Annotated in this window: 14 protein-coding genes, 1 tRNA gene and 1 pseudogene; 7 read left to right on the top strand and 9 right to left on the bottom strand. The window is 64.6% G+C overall.

The window, feature by feature from the left end; genetic code table 11:
• The 3 genes from ACIKT0_RS04805 to ACIKT0_RS04815 form a co-directional block, all read right to left on the bottom strand.
• On the bottom strand, nt 1-1,070 hold a 1,070-nt coding region (locus tag ACIKT0_RS04805), incomplete at its 3' end, for a 2Fe-2S iron-sulfur cluster-binding protein (RefSeq protein ID WP_407104246.1).
• Complete coding sequence (locus ACIKT0_RS04810; protein WP_407104247.1) at nt 1,070-1,357, bottom strand: sarcosine oxidase subunit delta; 288 nt, start codon at nt 1,355-1,357, stop codon at nt 1,070-1,072. The genes ACIKT0_RS04805 and ACIKT0_RS04810, both read right to left, overlap by 1 nt.
• Nucleotides 1,358-1,369: 12 nt before the next feature.
• The gene (locus tag ACIKT0_RS04815; RefSeq protein WP_407104248.1) at nt 1,370-2,629 is read right to left on the bottom strand and encodes a sarcosine oxidase subunit beta family protein; all 1,260 of its coding nucleotides are present in this window, start codon (nt 2,627-2,629) and stop codon (nt 1,370-1,372) included.
• Between the two features lie 103 nt (nt 2,630-2,732).
• Here ACIKT0_RS04815 and ACIKT0_RS04820 point away from each other — a divergent pair, with 103 nt between their 5' ends.
• Nucleotides 2,733-3,704, top strand: a complete 972-nt coding sequence (locus tag ACIKT0_RS04820) for a LysR family transcriptional regulator (RefSeq protein WP_407104249.1) — start codon at nt 2,733-2,735, stop codon at nt 3,702-3,704.
• Nucleotides 3,705-3,832: 128 nt separating this feature from the next.
• On the opposite strand, the gene ACIKT0_RS04825 is transcribed toward ACIKT0_RS04820, so the two are convergent.
• Nucleotides 3,833-4,327, bottom strand: coding sequence for a YciE/YciF ferroxidase family protein (locus ACIKT0_RS04825; RefSeq protein WP_183394561.1), 495 nt, complete (start codon nt 4,325-4,327; stop codon nt 3,833-3,835).
• A 251-nt stretch (nt 4,328-4,578) separates the two neighbouring features.
• Between ACIKT0_RS04825 and ACIKT0_RS04830 the strand changes: the two genes are divergently transcribed.
• The 3 genes from ACIKT0_RS04830 to ACIKT0_RS04840 all read left to right on the top strand — a co-directional run bounded on the left by ACIKT0_RS04830 (nt 4,579) and on the right by ACIKT0_RS04840 (nt 7,408).
• Complete coding sequence (locus tag ACIKT0_RS04830) at nt 4,579-5,100, top strand: ferritin-like domain-containing protein (RefSeq protein ID WP_407104250.1); 522 nt, start codon at nt 4,579-4,581, stop codon at nt 5,098-5,100.
• Between the two features lie 133 nt (nt 5,101-5,233).
• Nucleotides 5,234-5,323: transfer RNA gene (locus tag ACIKT0_RS04835), tRNA-Ser, on the top strand.
• Between the two features lie 303 nt (nt 5,324-5,626).
• On the top strand, nt 5,627-7,408 hold the full coding sequence (locus tag ACIKT0_RS04840; protein WP_407104257.1) for a GmrSD restriction endonuclease domain-containing protein: 1,782 nt from the start codon (nt 5,627-5,629) through the stop codon (nt 7,406-7,408).
• A gap of 81 nt (nt 7,409-7,489) precedes the next feature.
• On the opposite strand, the gene ACIKT0_RS04845 is transcribed toward ACIKT0_RS04840, so the two are convergent.
• The 3 genes and pseudogenes from ACIKT0_RS04845 to ACIKT0_RS04855 form a co-directional block, all read right to left on the bottom strand.
• Nucleotides 7,490-7,633, bottom strand: a complete 144-nt coding sequence (locus tag ACIKT0_RS04845; RefSeq protein ID WP_407104251.1) for a hypothetical protein — start codon at nt 7,631-7,633, stop codon at nt 7,490-7,492.
• 8 nt (nt 7,634-7,641) lie between these two features.
• Nucleotides 7,642-7,836 (bottom strand): hypothetical protein, encoded by a 195-nt coding sequence (locus tag ACIKT0_RS04850; protein ID WP_407104258.1) that lies wholly within the window; start codon nt 7,834-7,836, stop codon nt 7,642-7,644.
• A gap of 549 nt (nt 7,837-8,385) precedes the next feature.
• A pseudogene (locus ACIKT0_RS04855) lies at nt 8,386-9,075 on the bottom strand (IS110 family RNA-guided transposase); the annotation flags it as partial.
• Between the two features lie 341 nt (nt 9,076-9,416).
• Between ACIKT0_RS04855 and ACIKT0_RS04860 the strand changes: the two are divergent.
• Entirely contained in the window at nt 9,417-10,952 is a 1,536-nt protein-coding gene (locus tag ACIKT0_RS04860) for a hypothetical protein (RefSeq protein WP_407104252.1), read from the top strand.
• A 551-nt stretch (nt 10,953-11,503) separates the two neighbouring features.
• Here ACIKT0_RS04860 and ACIKT0_RS04865 read toward each other — a convergent pair.
• Nucleotides 11,504-11,977 carry a hypothetical protein gene (locus ACIKT0_RS04865; RefSeq protein WP_407104253.1) on the bottom strand — a complete coding sequence of 158 codons (474 nt, stop codon included), beginning with the start codon at nt 11,975-11,977 and terminating at the stop codon, nt 11,504-11,506.
• 649 nt (nt 11,978-12,626) lie between these two features.
• Here ACIKT0_RS04865 and ACIKT0_RS04870 point away from each other — a divergent pair.
• Nucleotides 12,627-13,100: a thermonuclease family protein gene (locus ACIKT0_RS04870; protein ID WP_407104254.1), complete on the top strand. Its 474-nt coding sequence runs from the start codon at nt 12,627-12,629 to the stop codon at nt 13,098-13,100.
• 652 nt (nt 13,101-13,752) lie between these two features.
• Here the strand turns inward: ACIKT0_RS04870 and ACIKT0_RS04875 are convergent.
• Nucleotides 13,753-14,382 carry a hypothetical protein gene (locus ACIKT0_RS04875; protein ID WP_407104255.1) on the bottom strand — a complete coding sequence of 210 codons (630 nt, stop codon included), beginning with the start codon at nt 14,380-14,382 and terminating at the stop codon, nt 13,753-13,755.
• 1,391 nt (nt 14,383-15,773) lie between these two features.
• Here ACIKT0_RS04875 and ACIKT0_RS04880 point away from each other — a divergent pair.
• Entirely contained in the window at nt 15,774-16,037 is a 264-nt protein-coding gene (locus ACIKT0_RS04880; protein WP_407104256.1) for a PepSY domain-containing protein, read from the top strand.
• Nucleotides 16,038-16,762 lie beyond the last annotated feature (725 nt).

A 16,762-nucleotide genomic window follows, 5' to 3' on the forward strand; every position in this document is an offset into this window, starting at 1 on the left:
CCGCGCGCGTCGACCACCGCGACGACCTCGCAGCCGGCCGCGGCGAGATCCGCGATCGTGGCGGCGGCGTCGTCATTGTTGGCGTAGACCACGGCGCGCTTGCCCGGCGCGACGCCGAAGCGGTTGAGATAGGTCCGGACCGCGCTCGCCAGCATCACGCCCGGCGTGTCGTTGCCTCCGAACGGGATCGGCCGCTCGAGCGCGCCGGCGGCGAGGACCGCCCGCTTGGCCACGATGCGCCACAACCGCTCGCGCGGCCGATGCGGACCGGGCTCGCGCATGTGATCGGAAACGCGCTCCAGCGCGGCGTAGACGCCGTCGTCATAGACGCCCACCACCGGGGTGCGGCGCAGCACGGTCACCTCCGGCAGGCTTTCGAGCTCCGCCACGGCTTCCGCCGCCCAAGCGGCAGAGGGCTTGTCGCCGATCAGCCGACGGTCCGAGTTCAGCCGGCCGCCGAGCGCGAAATCCTCTTCCGCCAGGATCACCCGGGCGCCGGAGCGGCCGGCGGCTAGCGCGGCCGCAAGACCGGCCGGCCCGCTGCCGATCACCAGCACGTCGCAGTGCGCGGTGATCTTCTCGTAGGAATCCGGATCGGCCTCTCCGGAGAGCCGGCCGAGGCCAGCAGCGCGGCGGATCATCGGCTCGTAGAGCTTCTCCCAGAACTTCGCCGGCCACATGAAGGTCTTGTAGTAGAAGCCGGCGACGAAGACCGGCGAGGCGAGCTGGTTCACCGCCATCACATCGAAGGCGAGCGAAGGCCAGCGGTTCTGGCTGGTCGCCTCGAGGCCGTCATAGAGCTCGGCGACCGTCGCCTTTGCGTTCGGCTCGCGCCGCGCGCCGGAGCGCAGCTCGACCAGCGCGTTCGGCTCCTCGGAGCCGGCGGTCAGCACGCCCCGCGGACGATGATACTTGAACGAACGGCCGACGAGCTTCACGCCGTTGGCGAGCAGCGCCGAGGCCAGCGTGTCGCCCGGATGGCCGGCGTAGCGCCGCCCGTCGAAGGTGAAGCCGATGCTGGAGGCGCGATCGATCAGGCCGCCGGCGGCGAGACGGTTCGACTGGGACATCACTCGGCCTCCGAGGAGCGCGCGACGGCGACGTCGCGGGCGGCCTCGACCTGATCAATCACATGCGTGCGGACGTTGCGGGTCACGACCAGCCAGGACTGACAGCCGAGCGCGTGCTGCCAGAGCTCCCGGTGCAGGCCGGCCGGATTGTCGCGCAGGTAGACATATTCGACGAAGGCCGGCAGCGCGTCCGGCGCGTCGGCGTTCGGCCGCTTGACGGTCGCGTCGCCCAGATAGGCGAATTCGTCGACGCCGCGCGGTCCGCAAAAGGGGCAGGCGATGCGCATGGCGGTGGACTCTCAGTGGAGGTTCGGCTGCGCGCCCATGCCCTTCTCGTCGATCGTCCGCCCGGTGGCGAAACGGTCGAGTCGATAGGCGGCGGCGACCGGGTGGGGTTCGTCGCGGGCGATCAGGTGAGCGAGGCAGTGGCCGGCGGCCGGCACGGCCTTGAAGCCGCCGTAGCACCAGCCGGCGTTGAGGTAGAGGCCCTCGACCGGCGTGCGGTCGATGATCGGCGAGCCGTCCATGGACATGTCCATGATGCCGCCCCAGGAGCGCAGCAGCCGCACCCTGCCGATCGCCGGCATCAGGGCCATGCCGCCCTCGCAGACATCCTCGACGGTCGGCAGGTTGCCGCGCTGGGCGTAGGAGTTGTAGCCGTCGATGTCGCCGCCGAAGACCAAGCCGCCCTTGTCGGACTGGCTGATGTAGAAGTGCCCGGCGCCGAAGGTGCAGACCGTATCGATGAACGGCTTGATCCCCTCGGTGACGAAGGCCTGCAGCACGTGGCTCTCGATGGGCAGGCGCATCCCGGCCATCGCGGCGACGCGCGAGGAGTTGCCCGCGCAGGCGAGCGCGACCTTCTTGGCGCCAATGAAGCCGCGGCTCGTCTCCAGCCCAAGGATGCGGCCGCCCTCGATGCGGAAGCCCGTCACCTCGCAGTTCTGGATGATGTCGACGCCGCGGCCGTCGGCCGAGCGGGCGTAGCCCCAGGCGACGGCGTCGTGGCGCACCGTGCCGCCGCGCTTCTGACGCAGCGCGCCCTTCACCGGGAAGCGGGCGTTGTCGTAGTCCAGCATCGGCAGGATGCGCTTGAGCTCCGCGACGTCCAGCAGATCGGCGTCCACCCCGTGCAGCCGCATGGCGTTGCCGCGGCGTGCATAGGCGTCGCGCTGCCCGTCGGAATGGAACAGGTTGATCACGCTGCGCTGGCTGACCATCGCGTTATAGTTCAGGTCCTGCTCAAGACCCTCCCACAGCTTCATCGAGTGTTCGTAGAACGGGATGTTGCCGGGGAGCAGGTAGTTCGACCGGATGATCGTGGTGTTCCGACCGACATTGCCGCCGCCGATCCAGCCCTTCTCGACCACCGCGACATTGGTGACGCCGAATTCCTTGGCGAGGTAGTGCGCCGCCGCCAATCCATGGCCGCCGCCGCCGACGATCACCACGTCGTAGGCCGCCTTCGGCGCTGCGTCGCGCCACGCCGGCTTCCATCCGGTGTGGCCGCGGAGCGCTTCGCGAAGCACGGAAAAGATCGAGTAGTTGTCGGTCGACATGAAGGCCGTCCACTGCCGTTGTCCGACAAGCCATCCCGCGCGGCGCTTGCGCGCTCAACATAAATCGAACTTATAGGCGGTCGCCCGCATCCGGACGCGCAGCATGGCGACCCGCTCCGACGATCTCCCCTTCGACCTCCGATCCCTCTCGATCTTCCTCGCGGTTTGCGACGCGGGCGCGATGGCGGTCGCGGCGCGGCGACTGGGGCTAACCCAGCCGGCGGTCTCGATCGCGATCGGGGAACTTGAGACCCGCATCGGCGCGGGGCTGTTCGACCGGGCGGTGCGGCCTCTCGCGTTAACGCCCGCCGGCGCGCTGCTGCGGCAACGGGCGAGCGCGCTGCTTTCGGAAGCCCGCCAGATCGCGCCCGTGCTGCGCGAGGTCGGCCGTGGCCGGCTTCCTCTGGTGCGGATCGGGCTGGTGGATTCGTTGTCGCGGACGGTGGCGGCCCCTCTGGCGCGCTTCCTGTCCGGGCGGGCGGACGAGGTCTCGATTTTCTCGGGCCTCACCGCCGCGCACGCCAGCGCGCTCGTGACGCGCAATCTCGATGTCATGATCGGCGTCGACGACCTCGGCGACATCAGCGGCCTCGAGCGCTGGCCGATCGTGGCGGAGACCTATGTTCTGGTTCTGCCGAAGGACGAAGCTCCGGTGCGAACGCTCGCTGAGCTGGAGGCGCTTGCGGGCCGGCTGAAATTCGTCCGATTCAGCGCCCGCTCCAGCACGGGCGGGGACATCGACAGGCATCTGCGCCGGCTGGGGCTGGAGCTGCCCCGCGGGCTGGAGTTCGACACGCCGGCCGGAGTCACCGCGATGGTCGCCAGTGGCGGCCACTTCGCCATCACCACTCCGCTCTGCGTGCTGGAGGCGAAGGAAGACATTCGGGATCTGGCCTTTGCAGCCACGCCGGGGCCACAGCTCCGCCGACAGCTGACGCTGGTCGCCTACCGCCACCAGCTGGGTCGCATTCCGCTCGAGATCGCGGAACTTGTGCGAGAACGCCTAACGGCCGAGGCGCTGCCGGCGATCGAGGCCGCCGCTCCAGGGCTTGGGGCAGCTGTGACCGTCCTCTAGCGGAGCAATGAGCGCCGCGAGCCTCGTCTAATATTAGACGAGGCCCGCCATCCCCGGCCGGTTGAGTGCGGACCGGCGATAGAAAAGCGCGGCGGACAGACCGCCGCGCTCTGTGGAAGCTTTTCCGCCTACGCCGCCTTCTTATTGACCTTGGCCTGAGCCGCGCGGTTCAGCAGCTGGTCCGCGTTCTTCTCTTCCTTCAACGTCTCTTCGAACAGCCGCGCGGCGTCGGGCATGCCGAGCTGCGTCGCCCAGCTGGCGAGCGTGCCGTAGCGCGCCATTTCGTAATGCTCGACGGCCTGCGCGGACGAGATCAGGCCCGCGTCGAGAGCGGGACTGCCCTTGAACTCGTCCATGATCTCCTTGCCTTCCTCGACAAGGCCCTGCATCGCCTCGCAGGGCTTGCCCTGCGGGCGCTTGCCGAGCATCTCGAACACCTGCTCGAGCCGCTGGATCTGCCCGTCGGTCTCCTCGCGATGCTGTTCGAACAGCTGCCGGAGCTCGTCCGACTCCGCCGACTTGCTCATCTTGCCGAGCGCGCGAAGGATCTGCTTCTCGGCGTGGTAGATGTCCTTCAGCGTGTCGAGGAAGAGGTCTTCCAGAGTCTTTTCCTTGGTCGCCATCGTCTTCCCAGCCCCTTTGATCGGTGAAGCGCGGTCCAGGCCGCTGTGCCCGAACAAACGGGAAGGGAGACAGATCGTTCCTCAGGACAGCGGGACCGTTTCACTGAGCGGTTCGTGACCGGAAACACGTCCGTCTCGCGGAACATTCTTCGGCCCTCGCCCTTTCCTTGAGGATACGACGCCCGCGGCGCGAAGCCCTGCGCAAGCGCCTCGCGGGCGCACCGGCGCCCGCACTTTACGGAAGGACCCCCATGGCCAGCTTCGACCAAGACACCGTTCGCTCCACCTTCGTCGTCGGCCTTCGCAACGCCCACGCGGTCGAGAACGAGGCGCTCGCTCTCATCGACCGGCAGCTCGATCGGCTGAAGAACTACGATGAGGTCGCCGACCAGCTGCGTCGCCATCGTGGCGAGACCGAACAGCAGATCCATCGCCTGGACGAGATCCTGAGCTCGCTCGACGAGAGCCATTCCGCCCTCAAGGACGTCGCGCTCTCGATCGGCGGCAATCTGGCGGCTCTCGGACACACGATCGCGGGTGACGAGATCCTGAAGAACACGTTCGCCAACTTCGCCTTCGAGAACTTCGAGGCGGCGAGCTATCGCTCGCTGATCACGGTGGCGGAGGCCGGCAGCTTCAGCGCCGCCGTGCCGCTGCTCCAGACGACCCTCAAGGAGGAACTCGCGATGGCCGCCTGGCTCGAGGAGCACGTGCCCGCCATCACGACCAAGTATCTGACGCTCTCCTCCCAGGGCGAAAAGGCCGACCGCTGACGCCACCGCCGCCGACCCGCGGCCGCGCCCGGCAGGCGCTGGCCGCGGGTCGCTGGCCTGCGCCCGTGGCCTTCCCGCTTGTGCCATCGCGGCGTGGCGTGTATCTCACCCGCCATCGACGCTCGCCTGCTGCGGAGAGGTGCCAGAGTGGTCGATTGGGACGGTCTCGAAAACCGTTGTGCGGGTAACCGTACCGTGGGTTCGAATCCCACCCTCTCCGCCATTTCATTTTTGCCAAGTGTATCAGCGACTTGGCTTTGGATTAGAGTTCGGTTTGGGTGTTGGGACTGGGCCTCCCAAAAGGGGGCGCAGGGGCATGTCTTTCCCTTTTGCCCCCAGCCAGCGACGTTGGCGCTTTCGTTGGTCGCCACACTGAATCAATCGGTGGCATGAAGGCAGCGACTCGCTAAAGCCAGCAGGCTCTGGTCAGCAACAGATTGCCAGCATCGACTTTCCCCCGAATCGTGGCGTAGTTTGACGCCATGGTCAGTTGCTGGCGCCTCGGCCCCACAAGCAGGACGTGAAAATGGCTGTCTCACCGCAGGGCATGAGTATTCAGTCTTTATATCGCGCCTACCGTGACGGGACACTAATCGTAAATCGCCAATATCAGCGGAAACTAGTTTGGCAGGTATCCGAGAAACAGAAGTTGATTGATAGCATCCTTAAGGATTACCCGCTACCTCTATTCCTTCTCGCGGAAAAACCTGGCGCGCCTGTTATATGGGAGGTCATTGACGGGATGCAGCGCCTCAACGCGATATTCTCATTTGTCGAAAATGGATTCCTTCTTGAAGGGCGCTGCTTCGACGTCAAAGAATTTGCTCGTGCACGTCAGGCAGCCGAAAGCGGCCTCTTTAATGAGTGTGAAACCGACATCCCGCGTCTTTCCGCGAAACAATGTGCAGACCTCCAGGATTACCAACTAGCGGTCACCATTTTTCCTGGCGAGCAGCCTGAGAGGATCACAGATGTGTTCGGCCGGATCAATTCCGGCGGAAAACAATTAAGTGATCAGGAACGGCGGCAAGCCGGCGTGCTGTCTCCTTTCGCCGAAGTGGTAAGAGCCCTCTCCGCTGAGATTCGAGGAGACGTGTCACGAGACACTTTGTTGCTGAGCGAGATGCCCGAGATCAGCATCGAGACTAGCAGAAACCCCCACGGCTATACGCTTAAAGCGGAGGATATTTTTTGGTGCTACCAAGGGATACTCCGCACGGGCGACCTCCGAGACAGCGATGACGAGCAGGCCATTGCCGACATTTGCGCATCCATTCTGTTTGACGAACCGGTGGAAGCATCCGGAGAGTTCCTGAATAAACTCTACTCTAAAGATACAGAAGAATCTAAAGAACTCAACGCCCGCCTGTCGGCCTACGGCCGAGACCGCCTAATCGATGAGGTCAAGTCGACCTTTTCGACAATACGCGCGTCGATTGAAAGCCATAATACCAGTCGGTTTGCGTTTAGAACTCTGGTGTATCCCAAGCCTACATCAAACGCTCAAAAGTCTCCGTTCTACGCTGTGTTTATGGCGTTCTTTGACTTAATGCACCGACAGTCCATGCGCCCTGCCGTTGATGCGCCGATCATGAAGGCCCTTGATAACCTATCTAATAGCATAGAGGTAGGTCAGAAGCACATAAAAACGGATGACCGAAAGAAGAATGTTAATATTACCAAGGGGCTTATTCAGGATTATTTTGTGAAAGTTGACGTTACAACTCTAGCCCATGGGCCTGGCCTTATTTTTGACTTCGAGAATTCGATCAGGCGTGCGCGGACAGAAACTGCACGTTATGAATTTAAACAGGGCCTGCTTGAGTTAGATGGCAATTTTAAAGTCGGGCCCACCATTATCAGGACCATTGTCGAAACGGTTTGCGGAATCGCAAATGTCGGGCCCGATGCGGACGGTTACCTTTACGTAGGTATCGCTGACAAACCAGCCGACGCCGCAAGAATTGAAGGATTATACGGCGTCCAAGCCCTTAAATTCGACAACGTTGCAATTGTGGGGATCGACCGTGAGGCAAAGCAAGCCGGCATGGAGCTCGATAAGTTCGTCCGGTTAATCGAAGATGGCATTCGAAATTCCAACCTCACAGATCCGCTCAAGACGCAAGTTCTTTCGGCCATCGATGTCATCAACTACAAGGGTTACAGCGTCGTCAGGATCCGCGTCCCAAGACAATCGTCCCCAAGCTTTGTTGGGGACGATTGCTTTGTGAGGCTGGGAACGTCGACGGTGACCGCGAAGGGACCGCAAATCGCGGCCATTACTGGGAGCTTCGCGAAGACCCCCTGACATTGTTCGACCTAAACGGAGCGCACCGAAACATGGGGGGCTCCGTTATCGATGGCCGCTGTCCAGCCGCCGACATAAACATCAACCGGGAGGCCCGGTCGGGGCCGGCTCGGAGACCTCGAAGAACCGGCCGTCTTTCTCAATTTCGAGGCGCTCGCGGCCATCCTCCCCGGTGCGGGTGTGGACGTGGTCGGCCTTGTCCAAGTCGCGCGCGAGCTTGGTCAACGCGGACTTCAAAGGCCGGCGTCCTTCATCTGCAAGAAAAGGTGGTGGTCGACGAAACGAGCTTCGAGGAGCCTCCGCATGTCGCGCTCGTCAGAGATTGTGCGCTCGCCGGCGGGCTTAGCCTCAGAGGCGATGATCGCCTCATAGAGGGCCGCACCGATCAGCCATTCGTCTCGGCCGGTGATTTCGTTCTTGGTAGTCATAGGTCGTGCGGTCCTAGGTGGTGCCGGCGGCGCGGCTGGTGATGCTTCGGTTATAGCGCTCGGTGGCTGGCGCTTCGGTGGGCGGCGCGCCCTAAGCGGCGGGCCTCTTGAGCTCGCGATCCCGGTCGGCGGCCCGGTCGGATATGATCCGGTGCGCTGAGGACATTGGACAGATGTCGTGCTCGGCGAGCGCGATCTTGAAAGCGTTGTCGTCCGGCTGGCCGGTGACAGGATCGCGAGCCTCGGACGCCGCGCGAAGCGCAGCCAAGAGCTCACCATAGATGTCGCCAGCCACAAAATGAATGCGAGACACTGATTTGTTTCCCAAGAACGCGTTGATCTGGGATATGTGTTCGTGTTCGTCGGTGCTGTCAAATCCGTAGAACTACGCACATGCAAGTTGTCAGTCAATTTTGATTGACGCGCAACTTCTGCTGATTCCCACGACATCTTCAGCTCTTGCCGGAAGGTCGCCTTGAACTCATCGTATAAAGCTTGTGCCGCCCGGCGTAAGCCGCTGGTCATCTTCCAGACGACGCCGCGGAAACGGGCGGCCAGCGGCGAGCCGGCGATCGACATCAGGCGCCGGGCGGTGTCGTCGGCCGCAGCGGCCGCTTCAATCTCGCTCGTGACCTCACCGATCCGCGCTTCGAGCCCCTTCACTCTTCGAGCGCGGCGAGCAGCCTGCGCATCGCCGGTGTCAGATCGTTCTCATCGTCGGCCAGGACACGCGGAAGGTCGGCTTTGAACTTGCCGGGGCCTTGATGCATCGCGATCCCATATTCGAGGCAGAAAGCGCGCATCTGACAGATCACCCGAGTGCGCTGGGCGACCAGCCGATCCCGAACACGATGCAGGGCCTGAAGATCGATCTGGCCAGATGAACGAACCTCGACAAAGCGCATTGTCGGACGCGTGACGGCCTCGGCAATCGCCTCTGCGTCGATGATGTCGTTCTTGTTCGACTTCACATAGGGCTTCACGAACTGGGCCGGGACGATGCGGACCGTGTGTCCAAGCGCCTTGAGCTTGCGCGCCAGCCACTGAGAGCCCGGACAGGCTTCCATCCCGACCAGCGTCGGCGGAGGCGCGCTCGAAGAACTGAAGCAGCGTGTCGCGCCGCAACGTCGCTCGCTGCAGCGGTGCGCCCGAGCTGTCCAGCCCAACGACATGAAAAACGTTCTTACCGATATCAACCCCAAAGACCGTAGCGTTGCGGGGGGCGTTCCGAATGCTCATCGCCAGTCTCCTCTATCAGGCGTTGTCCCATCAGGATGAAGCGGGGAGACGGGGCGGACCATCCCATTAGTTCTGAGGCCCGGCGCACGGAGAACGGCCGTGACCTGGGCGATCGAGAAGAAGGGCTATTCGCAGCGGCGCGCCTGCGGGCTGCGTTGCGCGCCTCATCCTTCCTGATCGGCTCCTCGGAGCCATTGAAGAACCTGTCGAGCAGGCGGCGCGCTAAGCGGTGGGAGGGGCCGGATGCGAGTAGCCGGTCGATCGCGCCTCCGCGGGACGCCGTTGCCCGTGCCCGAGGCGCAAGTTATCTACCGTGGCTCAATTGTCGACAACGGTGGCGCATGGCACGGGACGGCGGCGGGGGACTTTCCGGGCTGCCCCGCGGGCCCATCGCGGCGGCGTGGGCGCTCGTCGACTTCTCCTACGCCGACTTTCAAGTCGCGATCGCCGCGCTCGCCGCCCTCAAGGGCAGGAGCGCGACCGACCCAGCGCTCTCCCGCGCGGTCAACTGCGGGGCGGTGGTCGAGAGCGGAGGAGCGTTCCGCCTCACGCCGGAGGGGCGCGCTCTCGCCGAGGAGGTCGGCCGGGAGGTCGACGTCAACTGGGCCGCCCTTCGCTCGTGCCTGCGCGCCGCGGTCGCCGAGGCGACCCTGCTCGGGCCGTCGGCCTTCCCGCACAGGAGCCGACCACGCGGCCTTATGGAGACCCGCGCGTGGGGCGCGGACCCCGTACCCGTGGACTGGGCCGTCCGCGAGGCGCTCGGCCCGTCCGACCTCGAGGCGCTTGAGACCCTGCAGTCGGGACCTCGCACGATCGAGTCCCTTGCGGCGGCGCTCGGTACCGAGGGCACGTCCGCCGCCTATGGCGCCGTCGGGAGGCTGGTCGACCTCGGGATCGCGTTCGACGCTTCGCCGGGCGCGGAGGAGCGCGACGCCGACTGGTTCTCGCTCTGCGAGGCCGCGGCGTCGATGCGCCGGATGCGCCCATCCTTCGTCGAGGACACCGACGGCACATTCTCGGCGCTGAGGCGCCGCGCGCTGCTTGTCGAGGCCGTGGAGCGCGCCCGCCTAGGGATCCCGGAGCGCCACGGCATCGACAGCTACGCGAAGGCCACCGCCACCCGCCGCTCGGCGAGGAAGGCGAAGGTCGACGCGATGCTGGCCTCCTGCGCCGGCCGCCCGCAGACCCGCGCCATGATCGCCGCGGCGGCCGGGATGACGCCCGCCAAGGGCTACGCCGACCAGGTCCTACGCGAGGTCATGGACCAGGCGAGGGCAAGGGGCTTGAAGGAGCTCGAGGGCTTCAGGACGGGACCGAACCGCTTCTACGTCTCCGGTCCCTCATGGGACGAGGGAGGGAGCGACATCGAACGCTGGAGGGGGCTCGAACACGTCGTGTTCGGCCGCCGCCTCCATGCCGGGATGTCCGCGGGCGAGCCGTGCGACCGCAGCCTTACGGACGTCTCGGACACGCGGCCGTTCTTCGCAGAGACGCTTCGCGCATGGGACGAGGGCCTCAGCATCAAGTGGGCGCCCGTCTGGACGCTCGCGGAGGTCGAGGTGCGAAGGGAGTCCTGGGGAGAATCGTACTGCGACCTCGGCGGCGCGCCGCGTCCCCGCGGGTGGTGGGGCGTCGCCCACGTCGCCGCGCTCCTCGTCGGCAGCGACGGAAGCCAGTGCCCGGCTGAGCTCGCGGTGGACGACTGGAGGCGCTTCGAGGGTCACCGCGACGAGATCGAGATTCGGCTGAGCCTCCACCGGGTCGACGACGCCGCGTTGCTGAGGCCGGGGACGGTCGTTCGTGTCGAGTCACACGTGGCAAAGTTGCTTGGCGGGGAAGGCCTGCAGGCCTCGGCTCCTGGCAGGCACGGTCGATGAAGCAGGAACTCTCGCCCGGGTTGAGTGGCCTCGGGTAAGAAATAGTCAAATTATGAGGCCGGCGCTTCATCGAATGCCTGACCAACGAAGGCAGAGCTATCACTCTGCAGGGGGGCGATGCGACGGCGACGGGACGTCGGGATGACAGAGATCATCTCCGGACCAGGGACCGATCCGGGGCCTCCCGCGCAAGTTCGCACTAGCGAAGGTCAAACTCTTGGGATCTTCGCTGGAGCGGAGCGCGAAGTGAAGAAGTCCAGAGCGACCAAACGGTAAAGTCAGGTTCGAAGGCGATTGCGAGAAGTAAGGCGATTATTTTACATTGCGCGGCATCTGGACTGGGGTTCTCAAGGGGGCGATGTTCGAGCTCTGAAAAACCTCTACTCGATAGGCCTTCTTCGCTCGGCCGAATGCGCCTCTTGCTTGCTTTGGCAACTGATGCTCGCGCCGCAAGCGAATCTCACCGCCTCACAAACGAGAGGAACTCCGCCTCCAGAAGCGCCTCTGCCGAACACGAAGGCGCGGCAAGGCGAGTGCTTCAATCCGGCTTCTCAATGTGCTGATCCGAAGTTCGACCCGTTCCAGTAGGTCGTCGAGCTGCAGGGCTCCACGCCAGACTTACCGCAGGATGATCCGTGCAGTCGCACCTTCATCGTTGCAAGCCCCCCCTCAGTTGAGAAGCTCAATCCCTGCACGTTGCTGTCCAGCACCTTAACAAAACGGCTGTCCGCCAGCGATGCGAACACGACGGTGGTGCAACCTGCAGAGCCGCAGTAAAGGGCGACCGAGTCACCGCACCTGAAGCGACCGTAGTCTAGAATAAAATCTGACTGTCCGTCGCCGTTGATGTCGCGGCGCGTCAAAAAACCCTTCTTGAAGGTGATTTTTTCATCGCAGCCCTTCATCGCTTCATCAATGTTTGCTTGCACCTCCCGAGGAAGGACCTTGGCGGCCGCAGCGGGCGAACTCATTGCTTGCAATGCGCATAGCAGAGGCAAGAGCCAGATTGCGGTTCTGTCACTCATGGCCAATCTCTTTTATGTAGACCCCCACGGGACCCCGGAGGGACCATGCGTTCGCCTAGACGTCTGGTCAATCGGTCCTCGATCTTCCTGGCGGAAGCCGCAACCTAGCCACTTTGATGCAGTAAATCGCCGCCTCGATCATGCTGCTCCCGACGCCGATGGTGTTAACACCGGCCAATGAGGCCTGGAGCCTCACATTCAGACCGGACACAATCCGGGGGACCCTCACCCTATTTGTGACACTGGTAGCGTGGTGCCTAAAATTCGAGGTGACAGCACCACGGCCCGCATCGGTTACGCCCGCTAGCAGCCTCGACCAAGACGTCGCCCTCCAGGTCGAGAAGCTCAATACCGAAGGCTACGAGGCCGTCAGGGCGGCCCCCGCCTGGCCTGCGCGAGCGTCAGTCGGAGCGGAGCTCATAGGTGGGCCGCCGGAATTCCCGGTAACAGACGCAGTGGTCAATGTCGTCGAGAGCGGCGCGGGGTCAAAGGTGCAGTACGGCGGCCGACTTCGCAGTACGCTCTGCCGTGGGTCGAAGGCAGTGTCACGAACTGCCTTTAAAGAGCGAACTCCGCGGGTGCGTCCTCGGTCGTAGTTTGCGCATGCGGCGCAACCACGAATTTACCGGAGGCGGTCACACTCCCGCGCATGTACCGCACGCTCATGCTCCTCAGCATCATCGGCCCGCTCACGCTCGCCTACTACGTGCCGCCCTTGCTTCAGAGTTGGCCGGCGGGCGCAGAGATCGGCCGGCCGGGAAAGGTCAGCGCGCTCGATCGGCCGGAGCCCCGCGCGACTGTGACCCGCTGCGGTGACGGAGACACATGCACCTTGTCGAACGGCGATAAGGTTAGGCTCCTCGACATCGACGCACCCGAGCTCGGCGGCGCCCGCTGCGCAAACGAGCGCGTCATGGCGGAGAAGGCGCGCGATCGTCTTGCCGGCCTTGTCGTCGGAAAGCGCGTTGAACTCCGCGGGCCGGGTGGGCGGGATAAGTACGATCGGATACTCGCCGATGTGATCGTCGATGGGCGGAACGCAGGAAGCATCCTTATGGCTGAGCGGCTCGCAGTCCGATGGCGCCCGGGATTAGGAAAGGAGCGGCCGGGGCCTTGGTGCTGACGTCGATCGCTGTCATCGAAGGCACATGCTTGCCTGCGCGTAGGCCGGCGGTAGAGACCGCATCCACCTCGTCGACGACCAGGCCGCGCGGCAGCTCAATGGCCTCGTCGGGCGCGAGGTCAACGTCTATGGCTCCCAGCCTATGGCGGCCATACGGGTCCTCACCGCGCCGCGCTCGTAATGGGCGTCGTCGCAGCCGTCCCAGTGGCGGGAGCAGGGGAGCCGGACAATGACGGCATGACGACCGTCCGGGCTTTCTATCTCGCGGCGAAAGCCGGGGACGGTCGAGCGGCTTCAAGAAATGTGGTCTCCACCAGGCGTGCGAACGGCCCGTTCTCTGCGGGGCGCCTCTCGGCCTTCTACGGATCGCTCGACGCGCCGCTAAAGCTGCAGGGGGTCGAGAGGATTCACCCGGATGGCTCCGAGCCCGCTACGGTTACGCCGCCCGCGGAGGCAAGGCCTGCAATGGAGAGGCCATCGTCACTGTTGAGCGCGTCGGCGAGTTGAACCTGATCTCGGGAATCCGCTCGCTGTCGGGCTGCTGGATAACGCGACCGCAGTCTAATCACGCGCGGGTCGTCAGGGGTGTCACAGCTCAACACTCGCTGCTCGTCCTCCGCATTGCTGTCGAGTTCTCCGCCTCCGCCTCCGACTACCGGCGACGCTTCGGCTCGGGCTCGGATGACCTCATCACTGCGAAGCCGTCGATCGTGACGCAGGCCGGCACCGTGTAGAGCTTTCGTTTGGCGTCGATCTCCTTCACGTCGCAACCGTCTGCGGAGCTCGGCACATACCAAAGTCCCTTCAGCGCGCGGGACTCGCAGAAGGTCGACTCGCCTGCCTCGCAGACGACGGGGTGACTCCCGATGGCCCGGGCCAGGCCATCGCCGATCTTGTTGCCGAGCACGTCGCGGGAGTTACCGTCGTAGGATGTGATCATGCGGATCCCGCGGCGCTCGTCGTCCCAGTAGAGCTGAATCGGCTGCTCCTCGCCGTCCGAAACCAGCAGGCAGAACCCGTCGCACTCCATGCTTAGCGAGATTTTGAAGGACGACAGCGTCGCTGCGAGATTCACCAGCGTGGTGCTGTTCCGTACGTCGACCGCCTGGTTCTCATCCTTCAAGCTCTTCACGCCCCAGCCTGAGAATACGAAACCCTTCGGACCTTCGTCCTGTTGCTGGGCGGCAGCAGATCCAAGAGAAAGCATCGCGAGCGCCGCGACGGCAAGGCTTTTGCTCAGTTTCGACATCGGCGCGGTGCCTTCCAAGCGATGCGAGAGCACCGGACCACGCCAGTGATCGGCTGTCGAGGTGCCTGCGGTGCGCTGGAGCGGTCCCTAGCGCTCATGGATCCTACCTAGCTCAGTAAGGCGCAGACCTTGGCTGTCAGTCGGCGCTGAAAAATTCCACGCCGGATCACAGCTTGGTCTGAGGCCGGTAGAATATGCGGAGGCGACCGTCGGCGATCAGGTGCTGCACGTCCGCTGCGCGAAGGCGACGAACGGACGCGGGATCGCCGCCCACCGAACAATTGATCTGAGCGATATCCCCAAGGCGGAAATCCTGGCGCTGAAGGATTTCTGGCTCTTTTCCGGCGCCTGCTTGGCGCCGCAGGAACCTGGTCCAGGCTTCATGCCAGACTTTCCAAGGCGCTCACGCGCGCATGCGACACGCTCATGATCACGAGGGTGTCGCTCTACACATTGCGTCACCAGATGCTCGCCACCGCAAAGCGCTCGATGACTCCCCAGGAGGTCGCGGCGCTTGCTGGCACAAGACGACAAAGACGGCGGGGCAGCACTACGCGAGATGCTGCAGCGGCTGGAAAACACCCCCTCGTGTCTATCCTACTCCCGACGTGGTAGCGCGCGTCTGCGCACCCAGTCGCTCCCAGACAGCTTCCGTGAGTTGCAAACCAGCTCTCTGACCGGCCTCGTCATGGAGGCTTGGGCCTGGGCGGCGCAATCCGACGGCGCGGGCCAGTCGGGACGTAGCGAAGGAGGCGAAGCCGGAGGCGCGCGTGATCGACGGAGACACGCTCCGCGCCCTTGCCCGGCTTGCGACGGCTGATGGCGTTGTCGGGTCGGCCGGAGTGGGGCGGAGGGTGCCGAGGCGCGGCGGCGCTCGCCGCTGAGAAGGCGCACACGGGAGCTGACCCCACCGGGTCTTAGGCCTTGGCCTTCATTCTTGGAGCATGGCCAAGGCGCCGCGCCCGCCCCGCTCCACCAAGCGCTCCGCCGGGCCTTTGGGCGAAGCCATCTCAAGTCTGCCGCTGATCATCCGCCGCGATCCTTTTCAGGCGGAGCTCTTCCGAACCGAGTTCATCTCGCCCTGCAAGCCGACGCTCCGCCTGAAGGCGCCGAGCGACCGCCCCTGACCGGACCAGAGTCCGGGGCAAGACCACGATCCGAGCGTCGGATCGCGGGCGCCAAGCACAAGCGGAACATCCCGAACTCGGCAGTGTTCGTTCGAGCCAAGGAGAACGAGATGGATCGCATTGTTACGGCGACCATGATCGCTACCGTGCCCGGAAGCACGGTGACGAGCGTCCCGGCCTCAGCTGCGTGCCAAGACCGGGGCAGCGTCTCCAAGGACGGCAAAGCTGCGCCCTTGGCCAGCCTAAGGGCGGCGAGCTTGGCAAGACGGAAACCCCGCAGAACGCAGGAGACCTCATATGACCACCGCCTCCAGGATCGGGCTCGCCGCCCTGCTCTCGCTCGGCCTCGCGACTCCGGCCCTCGCGGACCGCGCCGGCCCCGGCTGGATGAGCGTCGAGCAGGCGACCCAGAAGGCCAAGGCCGCCGGCTACTCCTCAGTCACGAAGATCGAGGCCGACGACGGCCACTGGGAGGCCAAGGGCGTCAAGAACGGCCGCGTCTACGAGTTCCACATCGACCCGAAGACCGGCGCGATCTCGAACGAGCATCTCGACGACTAGGCAGCCCTCAGAAGTCCCGGCTCATCGAAGACGGGACCGAGCCTCTCGCCCGGCCGTCGCTGGCAGCGGGCGCCGGTCGACCGGTTTTCCCGCCGGCTTCTAGGAGCGTAGGGAAATCGGCGCACCTGCGCCGGCGCGCGAACGCCCAGGGCACAGACGCCATAGGCCGGCCCCTCATCCCGCTAGCTGATCACTGGTCGCAAACGGCCGGCGCCCAGCGAAACGCTCGCCATCGGCAGCGACATGATCGACGTAGGGAACGGCAGGCGTGGCGGCGAACTCGAAGAGTACGTGGCGACGACCTGTGAACCGATTGGTCCGGCGCCTCCGATGACTGCGATCTTCATGTGAGGCTTCCCGCGTTGCTGCGTCGCACGATTGGGAGGCGACATGGCCGAGGTCGGATCTTCTACTCGCTCATCGGCGCCAAGGTCGTGATCGAACGTTGGCGGCGGGTCACAACGCAAACCGCCCGCACTTGGCGCTCGCGTAGACCGCCTGCGCCCGAGGCCGCGCTGTGGCCGGCGGCGCAATCCCGACCAGCTCCGCCGGCCCTGCTAACCGTCGCGTCGCGCTCATGAACTGAACCGCTCCGGGTTTCCCGGAGGCTCCAACTCCTGAGTAGGATGGAGCGATGACGAGCAAGACGACGAACAAGTTTTCGCCTGAGGTGCGCGCTCGCGCGGTGCGGATGGTGCTGGAGCACGAGGGCGAGCATCCATCGC

It is taken from the genome of Hansschlegelia beijingensis (assembly GCF_045505405.1).
GTDB classification, from domain to species: domain Bacteria; phylum Pseudomonadota; class Alphaproteobacteria; order Rhizobiales; family Methylopilaceae; genus Methylopila; species Methylopila beijingensis_A.